Origin of the sequence: Paenibacillus sp. M2, from assembly GCF_046713495.1 — a bacterium.
Classification (GTDB): Bacteria; Bacillota; Bacilli; order Paenibacillales; family Paenibacillaceae; genus Paenibacillus; species Paenibacillus amylolyticus_B.
This window is the reverse complement of record NZ_CP169648.1, coordinates 2,439,138-2,464,266: the sequence shown is the minus strand read 5'-3', so window position 1 is coordinate 2,464,266 and position 25,129 is coordinate 2,439,138. Positions and strand designations below refer to the sequence as shown.

Genomic DNA, 25,129 nt, shown 5'->3' with positions numbered 1-25,129 from the left:
TGCACGGATTATGCTGTTTTCATTACTTCACGGAACCTACCATACCTGCAACAAAATGTTTCTGCATGATGAAGAAAACGATTGCTGTAGGCAGTGTTGCAATCACGATTGCTGTCATGATTACTCCGTAATCCGGAGAATAACCAGCACCCAGATTTGAGATCAACAGTGGAATCGTTTGTTGGTCAGGTGTTTGCAATACAATGAGTGGCCACAGATAGTTGTTCCAGCTACTCATGAATGTAATGATTGCTGCCGCTGCATATGTTGTTTTCATGGTTGGCATATAGATCTTCAAGAAGATGCCGAGTTCACTCAAACCATCAATACGTCCAGCTTCCAGCAAGTCTTTCGGGAACATTTTGGTGTTCTGACGGAAGAAAAAGATCAGGAACGCTGTTGCGATGGTTGGCAGGATCACTGCTGCCATCGTGTTGATTCCGATAACCGGTGCAACTCCCGAGATTGTTGCAAACATACGATACAGTGGTACCATGATAGCTGCAAACGGGATCATCATGGATAACAACAGGATATTAAACACAATGTCACGAGACTTCGTGCGATATACCTCGAAACCATAACCTGCCATGGAACCAATAAACAGTGCCAAGAGAGTGGAGACTACAGAGATAATCGCCGAGTTTCCGAGAGCCTGTACCAGATTTGTCGAATCAATCAGTTTGTTGAAGTTATCAATGAAAGCTGAACCCGGTAACAATCTGCCTTTCGTTACATCGACAGATGCATTCGTTGAACTGACCAGCATCCAGAAGAAAGGGAAAATGGATACAAAGGCGACGATGGATAGGAACACATACGTGAAAATCCGTTTTGCTTTAGCTTTAGCCATTTTTATTATCACCTGCCACTTTAAACTGGATGATGGACAATACAATAATCAAGATTACGATGGAATACGACACTGTTGCTGCATAACCGAAGTCCGGTGAATATTTGAACGAAAGGTTGTAGATGTATTGTGAAATCGACATGGTCGCATTACCTGGACCACCTTTGGTAATATTCATAATCTCATCGAAGATTTGCAATGTACCAATCGTTGATGTGATGGACGTGAAAAGGATAATCGGTTTAAGCAAAGGTACAGTGATTTTGAAGAATTGTGTAAAAGCATTCGCTCCGTCAATTCTTGCAGCTTCATAGATTGATTGATCGATGTTTTGCAGGGATGACAGATAGAAAATCATGTTATATCCGGTCCAACGCCAAGTAACGGCGATTATGATCGTAATTTTAGCCCAGAACGGGTCTGTGATCCATTGAATTGGATCGCCAATAATGTGCAAGCCCATCAGGAATTGATTCACCATTCCATCTGGTGCGAACAAATATTTGAATACAACAGAGTACGCTACCAATGAAGTTACACAAGGCAAGAAAATCGCTGTACGGAAGAAGCTCCGGAAACGCAGTGTGCTGTCATTCAGCAATACGGAAATAAACAAACCAAGAATAATCATTACAGGCACTTGAATAATCAAGTAGATAAAAGTATTCGATAATGCTGTACGGAATGTTGTATCAACTAACAATCTTTTGTAGTTAGAAAGGCCCGAAAATTCAAGATTGGCTCCTACACCAGACTTGAACGATAAGAGCAGCGCTTGAATCATCGGATAGAAGTAAAATGCAACAATCCCGACAACAGCCAGCAAAACAAAAGCCCATCCAGTCAAATTATTTTTCTTTTGGAGACTGTCTCCTGTATTCATGGCTTTCACAGTATGGCTCCTCTCTCTCCATGGAACATGGGTAGAACCCACGGAGCCTCTCGCCATATCCGGTTCGACTTGCGCCGGACGTGGGAGACGGCTCCGATGTTTCCTAGGGTTCTATAAGTTACCTTGGGTATCTTAGTTTAATTGTGCTTCAGCTTGTTTTTGTGCATCAGCCAGAACGTCATCGATTGATTTACCGTTCAGGAATGCTTGCATTTCTACAACCAGAATATCTTCAATGGCATATGTGTTGATACCATAGTTTACGCTTGGAATTTCTTTCGTCCAATTCGCAAAGTCTGTGAAGATTTTTTGTCCGCCGAAGTACTCGTCTGCTTTGGCATACGCGTCACCATCAACTGCTGGTTTGTACGTACCAATTGCGCCGATGTTGTTCAACAGATCTTGATACAATTGTTTGTCAGAACCAAATGTTTTTGCTACAAAATCAGCTGCTTGATCTGCACCAGGAACGTTGTTCATAACATACCAAGAACTACCACCCAAGTTGGATGCGTGAACAGAGTTTGGTTGACCAGCCATTTTTGGCATTGGAGCTACAGCCCATTTACCGGATTGGGAAGCTTCTTGACGTACAGATGGTGAGAACCAGTTACCTGTAGGAATTGTTGCTACGCTACCGTTATTGGCGTTCGCAACGAATTGACTCCAGTCAGAGTGCAATTTAACAATGTTGGCATCCATCATTGCTTTGTAAGTAATAAACGCTTCTTTCAGAGCAGCATTATTAGCAATGTCAGGTGTTTTACCATCTTCTGCGGAATACCATTTACCTGCAGTTTGGATCATCATACGAATCAAACCAAGGTCATTCGGGTCAAGAGAAAGAAGCTCTTTACCTGTTTTAGCTTTTACGTCTTTACCAATTTGGATGTAGTCATCCCAAGTGATGTCTTGCAGGTCAGCTGCTTTGTAGCCAGCTTGCTCCAGCAGATCTGTTCTGTAGTACAAACCAGCAACGCCGGAGTCAAATGGTACTCCGTATTGTTTGCCATCAAACGCTGTTGGTCCGAGTTTGTAATCTGCAAAATCGGAAGCCGTGATACTGGAAGACAGATCTTTGAACGCATCAGGATATGCATTCAGGAAGCTTTGTGAACGATAGTCTTCAATCAGAACTACGTTTGGAAGACCGCTGGCAGTTCCGGAGTTAAGACCTGTGTTCAGTTTCTGAATGATATCAGCTTGAGCGTATTCAATGATGTTGATTTTCACATCAGGATTTGCTTTTTGATATGCTTCTTTTGCTGTTTCCATTGCAGCTACGTTAAAAGCTTTGTCCCAAGCCCAGACCGTGATTTCGTTTGTTTTTTCGTCACCACCACTAGCGGATTTACCTCCGCCACCGGATGAACATGCGGACAACAGCAGTACTGTAACGAGCATCAATACCCACATTTTTTTCAAAACATTCAACTCCCCTTCGACCTCTTTGTGTGTAATTTGTTTGCGTTTTCTGAAAGCGGTTGCTTTCGATGTATTCATCTTATCATTCCCATATCTCCATTCGTTAGTAATAATTTTGTGCGGATTTGTCATCTTATTACCACAATGAAAACCTTTACAGAAACCGTTTGCATTAAATTTGGTTTTTTGTAATTTCTTTTGATTTTGTAATTTCTTGATCTTGAAATAGTACAAAAATGATTTCACCCGCTTTACCTCTGACACGTGAAAATCCCCCGACTCTGTAGAAAACAGAAGCGAAGGATCTCGATTTTAAGTGTATTTAATCGAATCGGGTTTCGATTCAACTCGTGATTAAAGGTAGTGTAACGGTGACTCTCGTTCCTTCCCCAACCGTACTCATAATGGTGACACCATAAGGTGAACCATATAATAACTCAATACGGTCATGGACATTGCGAATACCGATACCACTGAATAGTTGACGATTGTTCTTTGGATTGGGCAACGTTTCTCCCATGACAAGTCCTTCAATTCCATCCCCGTTGTCCATAATCTCACAGATCAGTGATTCTCCCGCTCTGGAAACCATGACATGAATCGTACCCGTTTCTTTCTTGATGAATCCATGGAAAAATGCATTCTCGATAAACGGCTGGATCACCAGTTTGGGTACATGATAGTGTGTACAATCCGGAGCAACGTAGAAAGCTGCTTTAATCCGGCCACCATATCTGACGTGATTAATGAAGACATAATTTTTCAAATTCTCGACTTCTTGTTCCACTGTAACAGTCTGACTCACATCACTGATCGTATTTTGCAACAATCCAATTAATGCATTAATCGTCTCCGCAGCCCTGTCTTTGTTGCCTTGTTGCACAAGAACTTTGACAGATGCAAGTGTATTGTACAAGAAGTGAGGATTAATCTGACTCTGTAATGCCGCAAGCTCTGCATTCCGTTGTTCATGCTGTGTCTGTACTAACTGATCCACATAATCATGCAGTTCATCAAGCATGTAATTGTAAGCATGACCAAGCTGCCTGCTCTCGTAGCTTCCGCTCACCGGAATATAGTTGTCCAGATCACTTTTTGTAATGTTGGACATCTGCTTCACAAGTCTGCGCAGTGACTTGGTAATCTGGCTGGTGATGAGAAACACAAGGATGAGTGCCCCTACAACGATAGCTGCACAGATCAGGGCAACCGTCTTCATATCGATAAGTTGACCCATCGCCAGATCCTTATCCACGACATTGACAATATAAAACCGATAGAACGGTAAATACTCGGATAGCACAACGCTATCCTGATCCATCACACGAGCATTAATACTTCTCGGAGAGTTGTTGTTCATATCCCGGGCATACGATAACAAATCCAGCTGAGTTGTTCCGATCCAGTCTTCACGATTCGATGATACAATCTCACCTTTTTCATTCATAATGACCACATCATTGCCACGACTTGTAAAGCTGCTGTAAAATTGCCGGAATATGTCTTCTCTCATCGTGACATAAAGCGTACCGTATATCCGGCTACGTGTTCGGTCCGTCAACGCTTTCGTCGCAGAGATCATCTGCTGACTCCCAAGCGTTGCCTCGTTTTGGTAAACATCAAAGATAAGACGACTCGGCGTCTCAGCGGCTTCCATCGTAATTGGCTCCTGCTTCAATTCATCCACGGACAACTCAAGGTGAGCACGATTCGTGGAATAGCTCCGTCCATTAATCCCGATAATTGTTATCCCAACTTCGTAGGATTCTGTGATGGATTGAATTCGATCCATCGTTTCCCTCATATTATAGAAGGATTTGGCCATCGTGAGGGAATCGGCATCTCCTTCGGACAGGAATCCTCGGATCGATCCACTCTGCGTCACATTATTCGATACGGCAGCAATGGCCTCATTAAAGGATTCAAAATTTGTTTTGATCTGATTAAGCACCTTGGAGTTTGTGATACTGAACGTCTCAGTAAACAGATTGGTTGACATGTGAATGGTCGTCCATAAGATGAGTACAGAAACGAGGACAATACTGACCACCATAACCAGAAACAACTTAGGAAACAATCCGAGACGAGATAATTGGTTCATCCATTTCTTCATGATCTTATCCTTCTGACTTTATGCCCAGAATTTGCGCCGGTATCGGCTTGGTGATAATCCGGTGAATTTTTTGAATACTTTGCAAAAGTAACTATGATCGGAATAACCTACCATACTGCTAATCTCAGAGATCGTTACATCATCGGATCGGAGCAGTTCCTCGGCTTTTTCAATCCGAATTTTGTTTAAGTATTCATTAAATCCTTCTTTTTTGTGAGATGAGAAATAACTGGATAAATACGATGGATTAAAATGAAAGTGCTTGGCTACTTCAGCAAGCCCGAGCGGCTGATCAAAGTGCTCATGCATGTAATCCAGCAGCATCTTCATGTTGGGATCACTTCGTTTTCCACCCGCACCAACGGTGCACTCCTGAACTTCCGTCATGAATTGGTCAAGCACAGTCATGACTTCGTCCAGGCTTGAAGCCCCGTCCACATTTTTAAAATACGTATATTTGCTCTCTTCCAGCCCGGCAGACTGGACATCCATATCTGCGAGGGTAATGGTCACGTTGAAGATCAAGTTACCGAGAAATGATTTGATCTCAAACACATCGGCAATATAATCCCGTCCAAGTGTTTTTGCATGATCCTGTAAATACTCCCTTGCCGCTTCGACCCGGTTACGCTTCACATGCTGCAAAAACATATTCACATTAAACTGGTAACCTGCGGGATGCATTGGAGGCAGTTCACCATACACCAGGATTGGTCGATCCTTATAATAGAAACGATATTCAATCAGCTTAATCAGGCGTTCCCGGTAAACAACACCCATCTGTTCAAATGAAGTAAAGCTTTCACTAAGCACCCAACCAGGACTGCCTTCTCCTGCTACATTTTCACTGGCCAACTGTCTGATCCGTTCAAGCATCCATTCATCTCTCGCAGGATCGACATTAAGGAGCATCACAGGTAATGTACCCTCTGCGGGAACCATTGCACATTCTACTTCAGGCAGATCACTGCGGAGCTTGGATTCAATCTGTTCCTGATCCATCTTCAGCGGATTCCCTCCAGCACCCACGGGTTTATACACCAGCAAGCGAAAGGATTCATACGGAAAGGTATCTCGAATGATCGGCATTTCGCTATCTTCATCCAGTGTAAATCCGGACAACATCTTCTCCATCAATTGCCCCAGTCTCCAGCCATCGTGCGACGGCTCGAACTGTAGCTCGGGAATTTTACCCGCTGTGCGTTGAAGGACTTGCAATAATTCATTTGTATCCAGCTTGGGTTTCAGTATATAATCGGCTGCCCCGTGCTGAAGCGTTGAACGTACATACTCGAATTCACTGAAGCTGCTAAGTACAATAACTTCAATCTGCGGATTACTGGCTTTTAGTGTACGGACAAACGTTTCGCCATCCATGACAGGCATGACAATGTCGGTGATCACAATATCCGGTTTTAACAGGTTCACCTGCTGTAATCCTTCTTCACCGTTGGAAGCTTCACCCACAATGATAAATCCTTCCGCTTCCCAGTTCATATGGTGCTTTATGCCCTGTCTTACCAGAAACTCATCGTCAACAATCAGCACCTTGCACAACCGGTTCATGATCGCGACCCCCTTGTCTAATCTTTCCTCTATATCTGTACAGGCTATACCAACTATTATATATCGGTTATAAACACTTTCCAGTGTTAGCGGTTACATTAATTTTAAATTAATTGTACATCTTTTTATATCCTAAAACGATCCTTTAAGCAATGGTAACTATCTATAGTTTACACTATATTTCGACAAAATAAGAAGCCCCGACTCGCCATTTGATCATCTGGCGAATCAGGACCCCTATTTCAATCCTTTATTTCGTTAAATCACTCACTTATGGTTCAATTCCCCATTGGAGACTTCCCGCGATATAACCGGTGACTTTGGACCAGTCCGTATAGGAAGTCTGACTACCTGCAAAAGAATAATCATCCGTTTGAGTATAGTTGGTCCAATTGTTCTTGGAGATGCGCGTATGGATTTCCGTGCTTTGTCCTGCACTCAGAGTTCCAGCGGAAGCTGTGAATCCAATCTCAAGCACGTGGTCAGCACCTGTCCGAGCTGGATTGAGTGCACTGAACGTGCCTGTTACATTCGAACTGCCAGCTGTCGCCCAGTCAGCGAAGAAGTTCTGAGGCTGTTCACCATTTATCGTGTAATAGTATCTGATTTTCACATCAGACAGATTCATGGCTGTAGTACCTGTGTTTGTCAGTTTAAATTTGGGACTAATCGAGCTGCCCGTCGCTGAAGTGTTGCTGTTAAACATCTCAATGCGTATGGTTCCAACAGGTGCAGCTGTCGTGTCTTTAATGAGCAGATTCAAGGTCGCAGGGTCGCCTGCACTGAATTGAAAGGTTAGCGTCGCTGCGCCATTTGGCAGTGAAGCCAGGTAGTTTTTACTTAATACGACCTCATTGCCTGTCAACGTGTAATCTGTACCTGGAACCAGCGTTGCATTCCCGTTACGGATGGATGCAAGTGTATTGCCGTTAAGTGTTAACGTGACTGGAATATTAACCTGATTGCCTGCTTTGCGATCAAATTCGGCTGTAACCGGTGTAATCGCAGAGTTGGTCACTGGAGTACCCCCGCCATTGTTACCTCCAACACGGTCAGCATACAAAATTCCGCGGCCATTTGTTCCGAGATATACTCTTCCATACAAACGCGGATCACCCGTAATTGTGGTTACACGAGCATACTGATGCTGATCATCATTGATACGAACCCAATTGGCACCACCGTCATCGGAGCGGAAGAATCCACGTGTTCCATCGATCTGTGCAACCGTGTATAACGCAACAACGCTCTGCCCAGGGGCCGCTTTACCAAATCCGATACTGTCTGCTTCCTCTACATTGGCAAGCTTTGTGAATGTCGCTCCTGAATCTGTGGAATGCCATAATCCATAAGGACCTTCTTCCTCACTACCACCTGCAAACCAGAGTTCGCCTTCAACACCTGGAACGGCATCCAGATCGGCATTTCCTTCCATCGGAAGTCCGGTCGCAGATGATGCCGTGAAAGTAGCACCACCGTTCACACTCACATAGATTTTACCCGCTGCAAATCCATAAAATTTGTTTGGATTCACACGATCCGAAATCACTTTCGCCTGTGCAGGTATGCCCGTACTTGCCGTCCATGAATTGCCGCCAGTCGAATAATGTACACCTTTATCTGACGTGCTCCATACGAGTCGGTTACCATTCGCAGAGATGGCTACAGTCCCCCCTCCGGTTGTGCCGGCAGGTTCTGCATTGGCCTTATACCACGTAGTCCCCCCATCACTCGACAAACCAATGGATTTTGCATTTGGATCAGCAGCATAATCTGCTTTACCTACGCGAACCATCGTATTTGGACTTAACTCTGCAAAATCCAGACTTTCTGTGGAAGAATAGTTCGGGCTCGTAAATATGGTAGCTGGCGCCTGGTCCAGATTGTTATGACGGAATCCGGAGACATCCCCCACCCCGCTTATCAAATGTGCACCACTTGGCGGGCTGATCAGATCAAGTACGGCAATCTCCTCAACCCCCTTCGCCATCACTGAAATATTGATTTTTTCATCATCATCCCAGTCTGTCAGATTCTTCGTTCCATAGATCGTAGCACCTGTTCCATACATCATGCGATCCGAATCAAACGGATCAATCTCCAGATCACCGATCATCCAGCCCAGTTTCGGGGTTGTTTCGGGTGGGGCAGGATTGGTACCAAATGTGAGCCATGGCGCTGCCGAAATATCCTGTGTATACCGTAACTTCCGGTTCGGATATCCATCAAATTCCCATATGCGTGTCCACGTCGCTCCGCCATCTGTACTGCGGAACAACGTGGCATCAGGCCACCAGGAATTCAATGTCGCAACCATCAATGTACCGGGATTCTGAGCATCAACAGCCAATCCGCCATATCCAAAATAATTATCCGTGCTGCTGCTTGGAACAGGGCTGATGTTGGTCCAGACACCTGTCGACGTATTCAGTTTCCACACGTCACCTTTTGCCCCATCATACGGTCCAACACCATCGCTGTAGGTAATATAGAGGCTGCCGTCTGAATCAAACACACCATGATGCGGGAGATAACCTGTAGGTTGACCAGCAACAGCTGACCAGGTCAGGCCGCCATTTGTGCTGCGATACACGCTTTGAGCTTTATCCGCAACACCCACATAGATGGTCTGGGTTGCTTGCCCTGCCGAACCTGTTGTTTTGTCAAACGTAATCCATGCCAGACCTACGATGTCACTGGTATATTCATTCGAAGGATCTTGCACATAATTTCCCGGATTCGGGAAGCTTGTGACTTCGTTCCAGGTCACACCGTAATCGGTACTTTTCCATAACCCATGACCACTTCGTGCACCGAAATACAGAATACTGTTATCATTTGGGTCCACGGTCAGACGTTCTCCCATTGAACGTCCCGGCATGTTGCCGCCAACTTTGAACGGAAGTGTTGTGGTCTGCCATGTATCTCCCCGGTCCGTAGAGCGCAAGATGGAGCCATTATTTTGGTCCCACGAATTCGTATACGTCCCAACTGCCATATACACCCGATCAGGATCAACTGGGTCCGTAGCCAGTGCGTCCACACCATTCTTGTTCCAGTCATCCCAGCCGACAAAATCCGTTAAGGGTATCCACCTCTCGTCAGCCGCATTCCAGCGATAGGCTCCCCCGATATCTGTACGGGCATAGATCAGATCCTTTTCCGACTCGTTGAAAATAATGCCCGGTACAAACCCGCCTCCTGCACCCGTCACCACATTTTTCCACTCATAAGCTTCACTTGGTGCCGCCGCTGTTGTTCCAGCAAGTCCTCCCAGCGAGGCGGTTACTACGGCAACCGTCAGGCTCATCATTCGCAATTTCCCCATAAACGTTCTCATATCAACTTATCCTCCTCTTCTACTTCGTTACTGCATTTCGGTCTATCCCCGCTGTCTCATCGTGCTGATGATGGCGTGCCAGACGAATCAATGCATCCCTTGATACAAGAAGCCTCACCCCCTTCCAGTCATATCGTTAAGCGCTTACATAATTGTTCTTGATTCGTGGTTATCTGGATAATACTTTCAATAAATAACATTCGCTGGCAATCTCCAAACCCCTCTGTCGAAATTCCGATTTTTGTGAATTTTTTTCAGTGTTTAAACTTGTTTATACAACAAAAAAGCCGCTAAAATAGCGACTTCAATGGGATATAGATTAACACAAGACTTCAACAGTAAATCCACCAGGGGCTTCAACATAAAAAGTATAACCGTGTGCATGCTTAGGTGCGTCTACTTCAAAACCATTGTCTTTCAAAAGACTATATATCCTGTCAACCTCTTGTTCGGTTGGTTGGGGAAATCCGATATGAAAAGTCATTGGATAGAGTACGTTTTTACCCTTCATTAGGGTGAGAATAAAACCTTCATCATCAAACATAACTGCAAATGCGTTTCCTCTCGTACCTTCACATGTCATACCAAAATAAGTCTCTAAAAACTCGCGAGCAGCTGGAACATCAGTAACTGTTAGGTTCAGATGATTTAATTTCATAATTACACCTTTCCTACATATCTAATACGTCCTCCGTAGAGCTTCATCTTCAATCCAAATAATACCACATAATGGAACTATTTGGTCCGTTACTTTAATGAAAAGTCGTTTTATTTTTGTTCTATACAGACGATAATCTAAATCAAAAAAGATGCTGTTAGAACAGCACCTTTGTACATTTTATATAAGATTAAAAAATGAAATCGTATCTTACCTGGCAAACAAGACAGAAGTTCACTAAGGTTCACTACATAGGCTCCTGTTTATTGCTGGCTACCATAAGCGTGAGTCTTTTGCCCTTTAACTCCCGGTCTGATGACAAAAAGTGAGCCCGCATCCGGTGTCTCTTTCAGACGTTCTTCCTTAATCCCTATACGTGCTGTTGTAATGTATAACTCTTCGAGATCCGGTCCACCAAAACAGCAGGATGTTACCTGATCTGCCGGCACCTCGATCTGTTGCAACAGTTCTGATGTATGCGGGTTCCAGCGAGTAACTCTTCCTCCGCCCCAGTGCGCAACCCACAGCATGCCCTCACCATCAACCGTCATCCCATCCGGAAAACCGAATTCCTCCGGTATGTGAATGACACTTGTCCGATTTTGTATCGTACCTGCCGTCAGATCAAAATCAAACCGGTCAATAGAACGTGTCGGGGTATCAATGTAATACATGGTCTGCCGATCCGGACTCCAGCCCAGGCCGTTGGATGTAGACACACCTTGTACCATTGTGCGAACGGGTTGCCCTTGCTCCAAACAATACAACGATCCGGCTTTGCTTTCATTATTCATGCTCATCGTGCCTGCCCAGAAGCGGCCCTTCGCATCACATTTTCCATCATTAAAACGATTGGTATCCTTATCTTGTTCGGGGTCCTCAATGGCATGCAGCTCACCCGTATGCAAGTGATACGTATGGAATCCACTGCGTAAAGCAACCAAAACTTCGTCACCACGATAGGGAACAACAGCCCCGACATGTTCACCGACATTATAAGCCTGATCCTGCCCTGTAGCCGGATCATACACATGCACCTTAAAGCTTTCAATATCTACCCACAATAATCGATTGTTCTCCGCATCCCAGCTTGGTCCTTCCCCCAGTAATGCCGGGGTTTGTACTGCTACAGTTACGTCGCTCATGCCATCACGTCCTTATTCAGATTTGACGCCGCCTGACCATTCGAATCCGATGGCATCCAAGAATGCTTTGGACAGTACCATATGGCCCGTTGCATCTGGATGTACCCGGTCATAAGTCAACACAGACGTATAGAAATGATCCCAAAATGGAGCAAATGCAGCCTGTGTATCCACATACACCGCATCATACTCACTGGCTACCCTGCGTACCGCTTCTCCGTAGATATCCATCGTTGCCCGCATCGGATCTTCCGGATTGGCCTCAAGATAATAAGGCGTCATTAGTACCAGACCTTTCAGGTTGGGACGAACCGAAGCCACCAGTTCACGCAATGTGGATTCGTATTCTTCAAGAAACACATGTGAGTCTGTTGACAATGGGTTGTCGAACTGACGCCATACATCATTAATGCCAATCATGATCGTCAGCCAGTCCGGTTTAAGGTCAAGCACATCACGATCCCAGCGCTGTTTCAGATCACGAATCGTATTTCCACCATTACCCACATTTTGGACACGCAACATCAATTCCGGATAGATGGACCGCAAGAGGGCATACACTTGCGCTACGTAACCATGGCCCAGACCTGAACTGCCTTCACCTACAGGATGCTCCCGACCACAATCTGTAATCGAATCCCCGATAAACAAAAGCTTGTCGTTTTTTTGCAATTTCATCGTTATTTTCTCCTTCGCTTCAAAGCGCTAATATACGGATTACTCGATTAGTCAGGACCGTTCACTTGATACCGGCCAGAAAAATTACCAGCCTTGATTCTTGAGCCATGTGAGACACAGATCCGACCATACCCGAATCGCATGGTTGTCCTCAGCCAATCCAAGACCATGTGAACCTTTTTCAAAAACGTGCAAATCATAGGGAATGCCATGCTCACCCAATGCAAGTGCGTAACGTAAGCTATTCTCTACAGGCACTGCCTGGTCAGCGCTGGTGTGCCAGATGAACGCTTCAGGAGCATCCGCTCTCACCTGCTGCTCCGCACTGAAAGCCTTGATCTGCTCGGCAGACGCATCAGACCCAAGCAAATTCTCACGGGAACCGGCATGTCCATAGGACTCCATCGTAATGACCGGATAACAGAGAATAACTCGGTCCGGGCGTGAACTCTGGCGTTCAATGAGGTCCTCATGATCCGGTTGTCCCTCGTCATATAGCGTTCCCAATGTTGCTGTGAGATGTCCGCCTGCGGAGAAACCGAGTACTGCAATCTTGGCAGGGTTGATACCATACTGCTCAGCATGCGCACGAACATAACGTATGGCACGCTGACCATCTGTTATCGGTGCAGGATGCTGGTGAGGCGCCACCCGATATTTCAGGACAAATGCACTTATACCTGCACGGTTCAACAATTCAGCTATTGGAGCACCTTCATGATCAGCCAAAAATCCATAACCGCCACCTGGACACACAATGACAGCGCTCTCTGAACCAGGGTGAATAAATGGAATCAAATGTGGCATTTCGTCTTCATGGCCCTGGGCTGCATATGGTGCAGCATGATCCCATAAGGGTATCGTTGTTGTCATCTTCAATCATCCTCTCCAAATAGAACGGAACCATGGGTCCGTTTAAACGTTTTCGAATCTCAGGAATCGATACCATCATAACGGTAATGACCCTAACGCATCAATACCTTCCTGGCATCACTTTTTGTTCATTTGGGTACATGTTAGTACAAATTACGGAACTGTTCAGGAGTCACCCCCTCAATCCTGCGAAAGGTTGCTACAAAATGGCTTGCATCGCGAAACCCTACCCTAACTGCAGTTTCCCTAATCGTGGGTCTTTGGTCTGCGGTCATGATTTCCTTGGCTTTGCGAATGCGCAGCAAAATGAAATAACTGTAGGCTGTCATGCCAAAGGACTGCTTGAACAAGGTGTTCAGATGTCTGGATGAGATCCCCGTGACGTCAGCCATATGTTCGAGACCAATCTCAGGATTCGCATAATGCTGTTCCATGAATGCAATGAGCGGAGCGAGTCTCTCCACGGCATGAGAGATCGAAGACCGATTGCCCGTCATGCCATGTTTTTTGAGCAAAATCAAAAATCGGTATATATCCGCTGACGCCTCGAGTCCCGACAAATCCTGATCACTTCTGATTGAATTCAGCACTACCTGGCCGTAATCGTTGAACGGACTGCTCTGCTCCCACTGATGGAACGCCGCTTCACCCAGACTAAGTGACTCCAAGATTGCCGGACACTGGGAACCGCCAAATGTAATATAAAGGGTCTCCCACTCTCCTTGGGCGCGCACATATTCATGCGGTTCATTCGGTGGCAGCAAAATACCTGATGCTTCCCCCAGTATGACCGTGGACCCGGCAAACTTGAATTCTCCGGCTCCCTTCACGGTCTGAAGCCAGTGGTAACAGGGATACCCCACAGGTCTGGACACCTTCTCCTGATTGCCGTTATAACCCAGGCTCTCAATATAAAGGGGCAGCGGCTGATCACGTGATGTCATGAAATATCGTTGATGTCGGGGGGAGATAAACATGGGATGCCTCCTTGGGTATAAGCTGAAATAAACTTCCGTATTCTTATATGAGTCATTACTTTTATTATATTTTAAAAGTCATATGTATCATATAGTATAGGATTATTCTTATACAAGAGGTGAACACATTGATTAGCAGCAAACTGCCCAAAATGTTCTACGGGGGCGATTATAACCCGGAACAGTGGGATCACGAAACCCACCTTGAAGACCTGCGCATGTTCCAATTGGCAGGCATTGATATTGCCACAATCAACGTATTTTCATGGGCACTGATTCAGCCTGATGAAGTTACTTACCGTTTTGAAGAACTCGACCAACTAATTAATCGTTTATATGAAAATGGTGTCTATATATGCCTTGCAACAAGCACTGCTGCCCATCCGGCCTGGATGGCGAAGAAATATCCAGACGTGCTTCGTGTAGATGCCGATGGACGCAAACGCAAATTCGGTGGGCGCCATAATTCCTGTCCCAACAGCCCGACCTATCGCAAATACGCTGAGAAGATTGCAGATAAACTGGCCGAACGATACAAGGATCACCCTGCGGTTCTCGTATGGCACATTTCCAATGAATATGGCGGTGAGTGCTACTGTGACAACTGTGAGAAAGCGTTCCGCGTGTATCTGAAAGAACGCTATCAGACTCTGGAACAGGTCAACAAAGCATGGAACACAAATTTCTGGGGGCATACCTTCTACGATTGGGACGAGATTGTATTACCAAGCAACCTGAGCGAACATTGGGGTAACAATAATTCAACGTTCCAGGGCATCTCGCTGGACTACTCTCGCTTCAACTCCGACAGCATGCTGGATTGTTATCTGTTGGAATACGATGCGATCAAAAAACATATTCCGGACTCCGTCGTTACTACCAATCTGATGGGATTCTTCAAACAATTGGACTATTTCAAATGGGCAAAATATTTGGATATCGTCTCCTGGGACAGTTATCCTGGTCTCGCCACTCCTGTCAGCTTCACGGCAATGGCTCATGACCTTATGCGCGGATTGAAGGATGGTCAACCGTTCATGCTGATGGAGCAAACACCAAGTCAGCAGAACTGGCAGCCGTATAACTCACTGAAACGTCCAGGTGTCATGCGTCTGTGGAGTTATCAATCTGTTGCGCACGGGGCCGATACCATTATGTTCTTCCAGCTTCGCCGCTCCATCGGTGCCTGTGAGAAGTATCATGGTGCAGTTATTGAGCATGCTGGGCATGAGAACACACGTGTATTCCGCGAAGTCGCTGAGTTGGGTAAGGAATTGCAGATCCTTGGAGATACCACGCTGGATGCATCTGTTGAATCCAAAGTAGCGATTGTGTTCGACTGGGATAACTGGTGGGCCATCGAAAAATCAAGCGGACCTACGGTTGCCCTGAACTATGTGGATCAGATCCATAAATACTACGCAGCCTTCTTCCGTCGCAACATCCAGGTAGATATCATCAGTGTGGATACGGATATAAGCAAATACGACATTGTCCTTGCCCCTGTCCTTTACATGGTAAAACCAGGGTTTGCCACCAAACTGGAGAAGTATGTTGAAGCAGGTGGAACATTCCTGACGACCTTCTTCAGTGGCATTGTGAACGAGAACGATCTCGTGACTACAGGTGGATATCCGGGAGAACTCCGTAAACTGCTCGGAATCTGGGTGGAGGAGATTGATGCCCTGCTGCCTGAGCAAAAGAACCGCATTGTCCTCAAAGAAACGTACGGTGATCTTCAAGGAGATTATGGCTGCGGCATGCTGTGTGACCTGCTGCACAGTGAAGGAGCCGAAGTCATCGCGGAGTATGGAGACGACTTTTATAAAGGCATGCCTGTTGTGACACGTAATACCTTTGGTCAAGGTGAAGCCTGGTACGTTGCATCCGACCCGGATGAGCGCTTCCTGGATGGTTTGCTGGGACAGCTTGCAGCAGCCAAGAACGTAGAGTCCTTGCTTGAGACACCAGAAGGTGTTGAAGTAAGCGCACGAACCAAAGACGGTAAACCGTACCTGTTTGTCATGAACCATAACGAAACCACGCAATCCTATGATCTGGGAACAGCTAAAGCACATGATCTGCTCACCAATCGTGAGCTTTCGGGAAGTGTTGAGATTGAAGCCCGTGGAGTGCAACTGCTCGAAATGAAATAAGCGATTTCACTTCATTGAAATCATTCGAAATAATATAATGTGATAGAAATACCCGTGATACAAAGTGTCACATATTCATTCCTTTTATACTTGTTATTGTCTTCAGCGAGGATATTGGTATAGATTTCAGACCTTTATCGTCTTCTGTAAGCCAAAAACTGCTACTTCCCGTATCCGTCTACACCGGATGCGGGTTTTTGGCATGATCTGTGGTATTTTTGATAGAAGGAAATATCAGTATGCAAAGCGAATTGGACGAGAAACACATTTTAACAAAGCCTGCCGGAACATGCTTGTGAATCCTGATGCTGATCCATTATAAAATAATGAACAGTTCAAATATTGGTGACACTCATGATGTCACTTATACTTTGTTACAATAGAAATATAACTACGACTTCACTTTCCGGCGGCGCAGATCGAAACGGAGTGGCTGACATGAACAGAACAAATCGGCTTGCTGCCATCGTAATGGCATTACAGCATGGTCACGAAACGGCACACTCATTAGGTGAGAAATTTGAAGTTTCCCGTCGCACGATTCTTCGGGATATTCAGTCCCTCTCCGAGATGAATGTGCCTATTATCGCCATTTCCGGTCCGGGAGGCGGTTTCAGACTGATGGAGGGTTACGTATTACCCCCATTACAGCTGGACCCGGTAGAAGCAGCGACGCTCCTATTCGCTCTTGAAGGTCTAAGTCGCTACGCCGACACACCCTTTCATGAGAAACGTTTGACCCTGATGAACAAAGTTAAGGCCATCATTCCCGATGATATCATGTCGCGAATTGATCCCATGCTCAAACAGCTGTATCATCATATTCCAGACCGCAATTACATTCTTCCTCATCTGGACGCACTGCTGGCATGTATACCCGAACACGGGTGGCTTAGTGTGCTGTATCGCTCCGCATCACGACAGCGATGGTTGCATATCTGTCCCACACGGGTATATGCCTCCTCTGGCTTCTGGTATTGTGAAGCATATTCCCTCGAACATGGTGAACAGCGTCTGTTCCGGGTTGACCGAATTATCGAAGTCAAAGCGATCGAACCACAGGATGCACAGGTGCTTAACGAACAGGCGGAGCAACAGCAGAGTAAGCCGATCCCTCCAGAACAGCCGCCAACCCTGGTTAAGGCACAACTGAGTTATAAGGGAATGATTGAAGCTGAACAGGACGAACATATTGGTGAAAAGATGATTGAAATTGCCCCGGATCTCTGGGAATTATCATTCCTTTGTCCACCAGGGGAATGGGACTGGGCCGTACGATTCTTTTACCGATTGGGACGTGAAGCCGAAGTGATCGAACCCCTCGAACTTCGCAGTGAGATTCGTCAGCATGCCGAGGAAGTGAGCCGGAGATACCTTGCTTCAACCAAGTCGTAGCCTGACTACACACAAAAAGGAGCCTGCTGATATCATGACATATGAAGCCGTTATAACGTACGAAGAAGCAGTACAGCGTATCCAGTCTATGGGGCTGCTGCCTCTGGCTCCACTATTTGCCGAATATCCTTCTCTATCATCGCTAACCCCCAAAGAAAATTGGCACAAGGATGATGAATTCGATCCCTGGTTATGGCGTTCACGCCTGGCTGAAGAGGGCATTGCTGCATATGGAAAATTTGTCAAAAAGAAAGCGCTTCTTGTCTCATCTGAATACTTCCCTTGGGTACACCGACTGCTGGCCGATTCCAGAACCATCAAGGAACAGTATGAAGCGGGTCTGCTCTCCCGTGAAGCGTTCAAACTCCATGCGTTAGTTGCAGAACAGGAAGGCATTGATGGACGTGCCTTGCGATCACAAGCCGGTTTCGGGGCAAAAGAGGACAAAAAAACATTTGACCGTGGACTTCTGGACCTTCAGGGCTGTGCAGCCATTGTGATCAGTGGAACCAAAGAAAAAGAGGGGCTCGCAGAAGGCAAAGTTGCATGGAACAGCTCCGCATATGAAACCGCAGATCACTGGATGCAACGTCATGGCATTAAGCCATTTGAAGGCAGCATAGAAGAGGCACGTGAACTGTTAACTGCGCAACTACAGCAACATGCTTCACCTGCCGCATTATCAAGCATCTCCAAAGCGCTTGGCATCCGTGGAATCTAAATAAAGCCAATCCCGGTTGTAGTGCAGATTTCAACCGGAATTGGCTGTGGTTCATCATATTATAATGTAACCCAAACAATTAAAAGCCTCTATACAGAATGGATTTAGAGAATTACGCCATCCTTGAATATGGCAATTTCCCGGAATCCATGCTGCTCACTGAGTGTGTGTGACCGTCCGGAAGCAATGTCAATCAGTTGGCTGAACAGCTGTACTTTCACCTCATCCATCGTCTGCCCCTCCAACAGCTGGCCTGCGTTGAAATCAATCCAGTGTTTTTTGCGATTCGCCAGATCGGATTGGGTCGCAATCTTGACGGTAGGTACCGGACCTCCGAAGGGAGTCCCCCGCCCTGTTGTGAAGAGCACAATATGTGCACCCGCCGCAGACAGTGCCGTTACAGACACCAGATCATTACCAGGTGCTTCTACAATGTTCAGACCGGTTTGAGTTACACGTTTGCCATAGCGCAGAACGTCGACAACGGAAGAACGTCCTCCCTTTTGCGTACATCCAAGTGACTTTTCCTCTAGTGTTGTGATGCCACCCGCCTTATTCCCAGGTGAAGGATTCTCATAGATGTTCTGGCCATGGTTAACAAAATATTGCTTGAAGCCGTTCACAAGGTCCACCAAATCGTGAAATACCTGCTCATTGGCAGCCCGGTTCATCAAGATCGTCTCCGCACCAAACATCTCCGGAACTTCCGTCAGAATAGCCGTACCCCCGGCAGCAACCAACATATCAGCAACAGCACCGACCAGTGGATTGGCTGTAATGCCAGATAAACCATCGGAACCACCACACTTCAAACCAATTTTGAGTTTGCTGAGCGGAAGCGGCTGCCGTTGTTCATGTTCAGCGATCTCCACAAGTTCTTCCATCAGTCGAAGCCCTTCCTCAAGCTCGTCATCCGTTTCCTGTGCTTTGAGAAACCGTACTTTGCCGCGGTATTCCGGAGCAATACACTCACGGAATTCATCGACCTGATTGTTCTCACAGCCCAGACCGATGACGAGCACGCCTCCTGCATTCGGATGCTCCACCAAGGAGGCCAGCAACTGTTGTGTATACTTCAGATCATCACCAAGCTGTGAGCACCCGAATGGATGTGGAAAGTGAAATACACCATCTATCCGGCTTCCAAACTGGGACTGACCCATACGTGCCAAAGCTTCACACACTTTATTGATACACCCGACCGTATTGACAATCCAGATCTCATTACGGATACCTGCTTCACCATTGGGACGCAAATATCCATCGAATGAGCGCAGATGTTCCGGAGGCATGTCTGTCTGAATCTGGACTCCCGGTTGGTACTCATATTCAAGCAATCCGTGCAGACCCGTCTTCAGATTGTGACTATGAATCCAGCTTCCCTGCTCGATCTGCTCTTGGGCAATCCCGATGGAGAAACCATACTTCATCACATCATCGCCCGGTGCCAGCGTATGCACAGCAATCTTATGCCCTTTGGGCACGTCATCCAGCAAATTAAAAGAAACTCCCTCTGGTAGTGTAATTTGTTCCCCTTTGGCATAGTCACGAAGCGCTATAATGACATCATCCTGTGGTTGAATGGCAATCCAGTCATTGATTGTACTTGTTGTGTTCATTTCCCTTCACCTTCCAACAAACCGATTTCACGAACAAGAGCTGTGCGCAGCCCTTCTCTTGCATCCAGATTTTCGCCCCAGATCAGGGTATCCGACAACACAGCCGATACCCGGTCATCCAGTTGGTTCTGATCCCTGTTAAGCGTGTCATAACCATCCCAGTGTGCAGCCAAAGCAGCCAGGACATCCGGGTCATCCCGCAGCAGAATATCTTCCCCATTCAGTCGTTGTGCCTTGTAACCTTCTGGCGTATTTACCGGACGATAGAGACACAATAATCCAGCAAATCCATGAATTAATCGTTCTGGCCAACTTCCCTGATTTTGCTCGTAAGACAAAAGTGTAGGCAGCACACGCACCTTGAATTTTCCGATCGTATTCAAAGCAATATCTTGCAATTTGTGATCAATATATGGGTTAAGGAACCGTTCGAACACTTCTTCTGCGTACTGGTCCAGCTGATGATCGGGCATATCCAGAGCAGGCACGATCTCCTGATGAACAGCTTCCCTGATCCATGTGCCAAAATGTGGATCTTCCATCGTTTCTCTCACATGCTGCTTGCCTTGCAGAATGCCGAGGGATGACATTAAGGTATGCGCCCCATTCAAAATACGAACCTTGCGTACCTGAAAAGGCTTCAGATCTTTCACCCAATGTACATTAAGACCTGCCTGCTTGAGAGGAAGTTTTTTGTCCAATGATTCATCACCCTGAATGGCCCAGAAATGATATGGCTCTGCCGTATTAATCAACTGGTCCTCATACCCCCAGCGATTTGTCAGGGAATCAGCTTCCTCCTGGGTCGGCGCACCTGTTACGATTCGATCTACCAGATTATTCAAGAAGTGATTATCGTTCTCGATCCATGAACGGAAACCATCCGAATACCCATAATCCTCACTATGACGGAGGACACAACTGCGCAGCACGTCACCATTGCCTTCAAGCAGCTCGCATGGCAGATGAATCAAACCTCTGGATGGATCACCATCAAATTTCAAATATCGCTGATGCAGGAAAACCGTTAATTTCCCCGGAAATGATTGGATCGGTTCACCCTCGATATAGTCTGTCTGCATATATTTCAATCCTGATTCGGTTGTATTGGAAATAACGAACTCAAGTGAAGGCAGTTCCGCCAAGTTCAGAAAGGCATCCCATTCCTCATACGGATTGATACACTGTGAGAAAATGGAGATCAACTCTGTCCGCTCAACCGGCTTTCCTTGAGACAGACCACGCGTAATCATCGTATATAATCCGTCCTGATCACGAATCTGCTCCAGCTTGGCTTTGCCTCCCGGTCGTGGTTGGGTAACGGCTACACTTCCATGGAATTTGCCTTGTCTGGCACTCTCATGAAGCATCCAGTCTGCAAATCCCCGCAAGAAATTACCTTCTCCAATCTGCAAAACCTTCACGGGACGCTCCATAATCTCCTTGCACTTGCGCTGACCATCGCTCCCCAGTAAATTCAGCTTCAACCTTGGCCGTTTCGTGCTTGCCGACATGGACACTCACCTCATCGATTATTTGTACTGTCGGAATGCAGCTCGAAGGCTCTGCACCCTTTTATTGTAAACGCTTTAAATTCATTGTATCATCAATAAAAGGAAATTAAATTGCTTATATTGCGGTAAATATACTCTCTCATGACCAGGTATAACATCTCGTTGAAGACGATCGTCTGGAAAGGAGCTTTATGGAACGTTCACCTGTTCGTACGACTATTCAAGCAGAATCCGGTATTCCGTTCCGCCTGGTGTACAGCGACACCAAATCCCCTCAGAACGAGTTGCCAGATCACCTTCACGACTGGCATGAAATTATCTATGTATATCGTGGACAGGGAAGCATCTTTATTGATACAGGACTTGAGAATATGCAGGAAGGCGATCTGTTCATTATACCGGGCAGCACGGTTCATCGAGCCCTGCCGGATGCAGGCAATCCTGTCACATCTTCCGCATTGTTCTTCAGCCCGGGCTTACTGGCATCGACCGCCGGAGGCGCTGCTTCTTCCTTGCTAAGCCTGTTTGAACGTTGTCGTAAACAACGTGTGTATAAGAGACATTTGAACACAGAGGAGCAATCAGAGGTGGCCGCCCTCATTGATGATATTCAGACCGAATTCCAGCTCGGTCATCATCTAAGCGCACATGCGGCCCTGTTAAGGCTGCAACTGTTACTCATTTTTCTGGAACGTCTGGAAGCAGCGGGACCTGCGAATCCTGGTAAATCCGCTCCGGGTCCCTCATGGCTCTCTTCTACGATCTCTCATATTGACGATAACCTTCGGAGTAGCCTGTCCCTCCCTGAACTGGCGCAGTACGCCTCTGTATCCCCTGCCCATTTCAGTCGTGCATTCAAACGATACACGGGTATGACTCTAACGGATTATGCATTAGCACGAAGGGTTATTATGGCGAAAGAGCATCTGGTCCAAGGTGATGAGACGATGGCAGCCGTTGCCGATGCTTGCGGGTTCGACAGTCTGCCCCATTTTTACCGTCAATTCAAAAAATTAACCGGTACAACGCCCGCAGCATACCGCAGAACCATGAACAGTTCTCGTTAAAATAGAACCAGACTGGACGTAGGTTCCTGGATCTAATCATATATATCCACATATTCTTCCATATGGAAGATGTGGTATGATAATCTGGATTATTACTTGTCGGAAACATTGCATTCCGTTGTCAGAGGAGCTTAGCATTCCATGTTAAACGAATTGAATCGCAGGAATATTGGCATCTTCGCCCATGTGGATGCGGGGAAAACAACAACCACCGAGCATATGTTATTTGAGAGTGGTGTCGTCCGCAGTCCGGGACGTGTAGATGATGGAACAACAGCCACAGACTCCCTGGACATTGAGAAAGAACGTGGCATATCCGTTCAGGCAGCCATGACCTCTCTGATCTGGAAGAACACCATCATTGACCTCATTGATACGCCTGGTCACATTGATTTTAGCTCCGAAGTAGAACGAACGCTACGGGTAATGGATGGCGCTATTCTCATTCTGTCGGCAGTTGAAGGCATTCAGTCCCAGAGTGAAGCCATCTGGCATGCCCTTCGTTCACTTCGCATCCCAACCATCATTTATATTAATAAAATGGATCGGATTGGCGCGTCTGCCCCAGCGGTAATGGAGCAGATTCGTTCCACCCTGTCCCCTTTCGCATGTGAAATCCAAGCTTATCAGCTCCATGAAGATTCATTTCATGGCATCGACTCCCTATGGAACCCGAATCAAGATTCTCTGTCCGATGGGACACCTTCCATTCCAGGTCTGGTCGAGATACTTGCCGAGCTGGACGAAGAGGTCATGGAAGCCTACATCCAGGAGACTCCGTTATCGCAAAGGGATCTGAATGAAGCATTCCTGCGGTATGTGCATCAGGGTGAGATGTTCCCTGTGTGTTATGGGGCTTCCGGCAAAGGAATTGGCGTCACGGCATTGCTAGACACGGTCCTTGCCTTCCTGCCTGCACCTGCACAACCAGTGGACTCTCCCGTATCCGGTGTTGTGTTCAAAATTGAACGTGATCGCACGATGGGACGTACGGCTTACGTCCGTATGTATGGTGGCAGCTTACATAATCGGGATACCATCCATAATTCGACGCGGGAGCTTGAAGAGAAAGTGACACAGATTCGCCGCATGGATGGACGGAAATGGGCGGATACCGGTGCCGTTCACGCGGGACAGATTGCTGTGCTGTACGGACTGAGTGACACACATGTGGGTGACATTATCGGCAATCCTGAGGGTGTACCTCCTCTGCCACAGATGGCTGTACCTTTGCTGACCGTACAAGTACATGGCAAGGACCCGGCACAGTACCCCGATCTTGTTGCAGCATTGCAAGAGTTGACGGATGAAGATCCCTTACTCGACCTGCAATGGTTGCCGGAGGAACGAGAACTGCATCTCAAGGTCATGGGAACCATTCAGCTTGAGATTTTATCCAGCCTGTTGCTGAGTCGTTTCGGATTGGATGTCGTGTTTGATCCGCCATCCGTCATCTATAAGGAGACACCCCGTACAGCCGGAGAAGGTTACATCGCCTATACGATGCCTAAGCCCTGCTGGGCCATCCTCCGCTTCAAGATTGAACCTTTGCCTCGCGGAAGCGGTCTGATCTATGCCTCGACCGTAAGGACAGACGATCTGCTATTACGTTATCAAAATGAAGTTGAACGACGTATTCCGGAAGCCTTGTCTCAAGGTATGCTCGGTTGGGAAGTAACCGATCTGCGCATCACGCTGGTAGAAGGGGAACATCATGTCTGGCATACACATCCGCTGGATTTTGTTGTAGCCACGCCTATGGGAATCATGGATGGATTGTCGAGAACAGGTACCACGTTGCTGGAACCCCTTCTTCAGTTCCGGCTGACGGTCCCCGAAGAATACGGTGGTAAGGCCCTTAGCGATCTGGTACATATGCGGGCAACCTTCGAAGCCCCCGTCATTGGTAGCGGACGTTGTATTATTGAAGGAGTTATGCCTCTTGCCACCTCAATGGATTATCCGGTGAAACTGCGTTCCGAGACAAGTGGCCGCGGGGTGCTTACGACTTCGTTTGCCGGATATCAGGATTGTCCTACGGATGTGACTCATGCTCGCAAGCGCAGAGGAGTTAACCCGCTGGATCAATCGAAGTATATTTTAAGTGTACGAAACGCGATTACATCATAAATGGAGT

At 46.6% G+C, this 25,129-nt stretch carries 18 protein-coding genes; 5 read left to right on the top strand and 13 right to left on the bottom strand.

Annotated elements, in window-relative coordinates; genetic code table 11:
- Nucleotides 1–22 precede the first annotated feature (22 nt).
- The 11 genes from ACETMN_RS11395 to ACETMN_RS11345 all read right to left on the bottom strand — a co-directional run bounded on the left by ACETMN_RS11395 (nucleotide 23) and on the right by ACETMN_RS11345 (nucleotide 14,520).
- Complete coding sequence (locus ACETMN_RS11395) at nucleotides 23–853, bottom strand: carbohydrate ABC transporter permease (protein ID WP_036609483.1); 831 nt, start codon at nucleotides 851–853, stop codon at nucleotides 23–25.
- On the bottom strand, nucleotides 846–1,736 hold the full coding sequence (locus ACETMN_RS11390) for a carbohydrate ABC transporter permease (RefSeq protein ID WP_036610887.1): 891 nt from the start codon (nucleotides 1,734–1,736) through the stop codon (nucleotides 846–848). Before ACETMN_RS11390 ends, ACETMN_RS11395 begins: the two co-directional genes overlap by 8 nt.
- Nucleotides 1,737–1,877: 141 nt before the next feature.
- Nucleotides 1,878–3,161 carry an extracellular solute-binding protein gene (locus tag ACETMN_RS11385; protein WP_223199980.1) on the bottom strand — a complete coding sequence of 428 codons (1,284 nt, stop codon included), beginning with the start codon at nucleotides 3,159–3,161 and terminating at the stop codon, nucleotides 1,878–1,880.
- A 352-nt stretch (nucleotides 3,162–3,513) separates the two neighbouring features.
- On the bottom strand, nucleotides 3,514–5,283 hold the full coding sequence (locus tag ACETMN_RS11380; RefSeq protein WP_036609485.1) for a sensor histidine kinase: 1,770 nt from the start codon (nucleotides 5,281–5,283) through the stop codon (nucleotides 3,514–3,516).
- A gap of 18 nt (nucleotides 5,284–5,301) precedes the next feature.
- A complete protein-coding gene (locus tag ACETMN_RS11375; protein WP_091017361.1) occupies nucleotides 5,302–6,849 on the bottom strand; it encodes a response regulator transcription factor in 1,548 nt (515 codons plus the stop codon).
- Between the two features lie 271 nt (nucleotides 6,850–7,120).
- Nucleotides 7,121–10,189, bottom strand: coding sequence for a X2-like carbohydrate binding domain-containing protein (locus tag ACETMN_RS11370; RefSeq protein WP_091017362.1), 3,069 nt, complete (start codon nucleotides 10,187–10,189; stop codon nucleotides 7,121–7,123).
- A gap of 319 nt (nucleotides 10,190–10,508) precedes the next feature.
- Complete coding sequence (locus ACETMN_RS11365; RefSeq protein WP_091017364.1) at nucleotides 10,509–10,847, bottom strand: VOC family protein; 339 nt, start codon at nucleotides 10,845–10,847, stop codon at nucleotides 10,509–10,511.
- 263 nt (nucleotides 10,848–11,110) lie between these two features.
- Nucleotides 11,111–11,992: an SMP-30/gluconolactonase/LRE family protein gene (locus ACETMN_RS11360; protein ID WP_091017366.1), complete on the bottom strand. Its 882-nt coding sequence runs from the start codon at nucleotides 11,990–11,992 to the stop codon at nucleotides 11,111–11,113.
- Between the two features lie 12 nt (nucleotides 11,993–12,004).
- Nucleotides 12,005–12,670, bottom strand: a complete 666-nt coding sequence (locus ACETMN_RS11355; protein WP_047842445.1) for an SGNH/GDSL hydrolase family protein — start codon at nucleotides 12,668–12,670, stop codon at nucleotides 12,005–12,007.
- A gap of 84 nt (nucleotides 12,671–12,754) precedes the next feature.
- Nucleotides 12,755–13,543, bottom strand: a complete 789-nt coding sequence (locus tag ACETMN_RS11350; RefSeq protein ID WP_091017368.1) for an alpha/beta hydrolase — start codon at nucleotides 13,541–13,543, stop codon at nucleotides 12,755–12,757.
- Nucleotides 13,544–13,686: 143 nt separating this feature from the next.
- Nucleotides 13,687–14,520 (bottom strand): AraC family transcriptional regulator, encoded by an 834-nt coding sequence (locus tag ACETMN_RS11345; RefSeq protein WP_091017370.1) that lies wholly within the window; start codon nucleotides 14,518–14,520, stop codon nucleotides 13,687–13,689.
- Nucleotides 14,521–14,648: 128 nt separating this feature from the next.
- Here ACETMN_RS11345 and ACETMN_RS11340 point away from each other — a divergent pair, with 128 nt between their 5' ends.
- From ACETMN_RS11340 to ACETMN_RS11330, 3 genes are all read left to right on the top strand, one after another.
- Nucleotides 14,649–16,676, top strand: a complete 2,028-nt coding sequence (locus ACETMN_RS11340; protein ID WP_091017372.1) for a beta-galactosidase — start codon at nucleotides 14,649–14,651, stop codon at nucleotides 16,674–16,676.
- A 438-nt stretch (nucleotides 16,677–17,114) separates the two neighbouring features.
- Complete coding sequence (locus ACETMN_RS11335; RefSeq protein ID WP_091017373.1) at nucleotides 17,115–18,071, top strand: helix-turn-helix transcriptional regulator; 957 nt, start codon at nucleotides 17,115–17,117, stop codon at nucleotides 18,069–18,071.
- Entirely contained in the window at nucleotides 18,052–18,792 is a 741-nt protein-coding gene (locus ACETMN_RS11330) for a hypothetical protein (RefSeq protein ID WP_411736142.1), read from the top strand. The genes ACETMN_RS11335 and ACETMN_RS11330 overlap by 20 nt, the downstream gene beginning before the upstream one ends.
- Before the next feature lie 104 nt (nucleotides 18,793–18,896).
- On the opposite strand, the gene ACETMN_RS11325 is transcribed toward ACETMN_RS11330, so the two are convergent.
- Both ACETMN_RS11325 and ACETMN_RS11320 read right to left on the bottom strand, forming a co-directional pair.
- On the bottom strand, nucleotides 18,897–20,411 hold the full coding sequence (locus tag ACETMN_RS11325; protein ID WP_179198556.1) for a UxaA family hydrolase: 1,515 nt from the start codon (nucleotides 20,409–20,411) through the stop codon (nucleotides 18,897–18,899).
- Entirely contained in the window at nucleotides 20,408–21,925 is a 1,518-nt protein-coding gene (locus ACETMN_RS11320; protein WP_091017376.1) for a tagaturonate reductase, read from the bottom strand. The genes ACETMN_RS11325 and ACETMN_RS11320 overlap by 4 nt, the downstream gene beginning before the upstream one ends.
- Nucleotides 21,926–22,116: 191 nt before the next feature.
- Here ACETMN_RS11320 and ACETMN_RS11315 point away from each other — a divergent pair, with 191 nt between their 5' ends.
- Entirely contained in the window at nucleotides 22,117–22,992 is an 876-nt protein-coding gene (locus tag ACETMN_RS11315; protein WP_091017378.1) for an AraC family transcriptional regulator, read from the top strand.
- Between the two features lie 141 nt (nucleotides 22,993–23,133).
- The gene (locus ACETMN_RS11310; RefSeq protein ID WP_091017379.1) at nucleotides 23,134–25,122 is read left to right on the top strand and encodes an elongation factor G; all 1,989 of its coding nucleotides are present in this window, start codon (nucleotides 23,134–23,136) and stop codon (nucleotides 25,120–25,122) included.
- Nucleotides 25,123–25,129 lie beyond the last annotated feature (7 nt).

Bases quoted from the DNA above. Each gene is read 5' to 3' on its own strand.
- ACETMN_RS11350 (WP_091017368.1), bottom strand. From the start codon at position 13,543: ATGACAACAACGATACCCTTATGGGATCATGCTGCACCATATGCAGCC.
- ACETMN_RS11325 (WP_179198556.1), bottom strand. From the start codon at position 20,411: ATGAACACAACAAGTACAATCAATGACTGGATTGCCATTCAACCACAG.
- ACETMN_RS11395 (WP_036609483.1), bottom strand. From the start codon at position 853: ATGGCTAAAGCTAAAGCAAAACGGATTTTCACGTATGTGTTCCTATCC.
- ACETMN_RS11365 (WP_091017364.1), bottom strand. From the start codon at position 10,847: ATGAAATTAAATCATCTGAACCTAACAGTTACTGATGTTCCAGCTGCT.
- ACETMN_RS11345 (WP_091017370.1), bottom strand. From the start codon at position 14,520: ATGTTTATCTCCCCCCGACATCAACGATATTTCATGACATCACGTGAT.
- ACETMN_RS11385 (WP_223199980.1), bottom strand. From the start codon at position 3,161: ATGTGGGTATTGATGCTCGTTACAGTACTGCTGTTGTCCGCATGTTCA.
- ACETMN_RS11320 (WP_091017376.1), bottom strand. From the start codon at position 21,925: ATGTCGGCAAGCACGAAACGGCCAAGGTTGAAGCTGAATTTACTGGGG.
- ACETMN_RS11310 (WP_091017379.1), top strand. From the start codon at position 23,134: ATGTTAAACGAATTGAATCGCAGGAATATTGGCATCTTCGCCCATGTG.
- ACETMN_RS11315 (WP_091017378.1), top strand. From the start codon at position 22,117: ATGGAACGTTCACCTGTTCGTACGACTATTCAAGCAGAATCCGGTATT.
- ACETMN_RS11380 (WP_036609485.1), bottom strand. From the start codon at position 5,283: ATGAAGAAATGGATGAACCAATTATCTCGTCTCGGATTGTTTCCTAAG.
- ACETMN_RS11375 (WP_091017361.1), bottom strand. From the start codon at position 6,849: ATGAACCGGTTGTGCAAGGTGCTGATTGTTGACGATGAGTTTCTGGTA.
- ACETMN_RS11335 (WP_091017373.1), top strand. From the start codon at position 17,115: ATGAACAGAACAAATCGGCTTGCTGCCATCGTAATGGCATTACAGCAT.
- ACETMN_RS11360 (WP_091017366.1), bottom strand. From the start codon at position 11,992: ATGAGCGACGTAACTGTAGCAGTACAAACCCCGGCATTACTGGGGGAA.
- ACETMN_RS11370 (WP_091017362.1), bottom strand. From the start codon at position 10,189: ATGAGAACGTTTATGGGGAAATTGCGAATGATGAGCCTGACGGTTGCC.
- ACETMN_RS11390 (WP_036610887.1), bottom strand. From the start codon at position 1,736: ATGAATACAGGAGACAGTCTCCAAAAGAAAAATAATTTGACTGGATGG.
- ACETMN_RS11355 (WP_047842445.1), bottom strand. From the start codon at position 12,670: ATGAAATTGCAAAAAAACGACAAGCTTTTGTTTATCGGGGATTCGATT.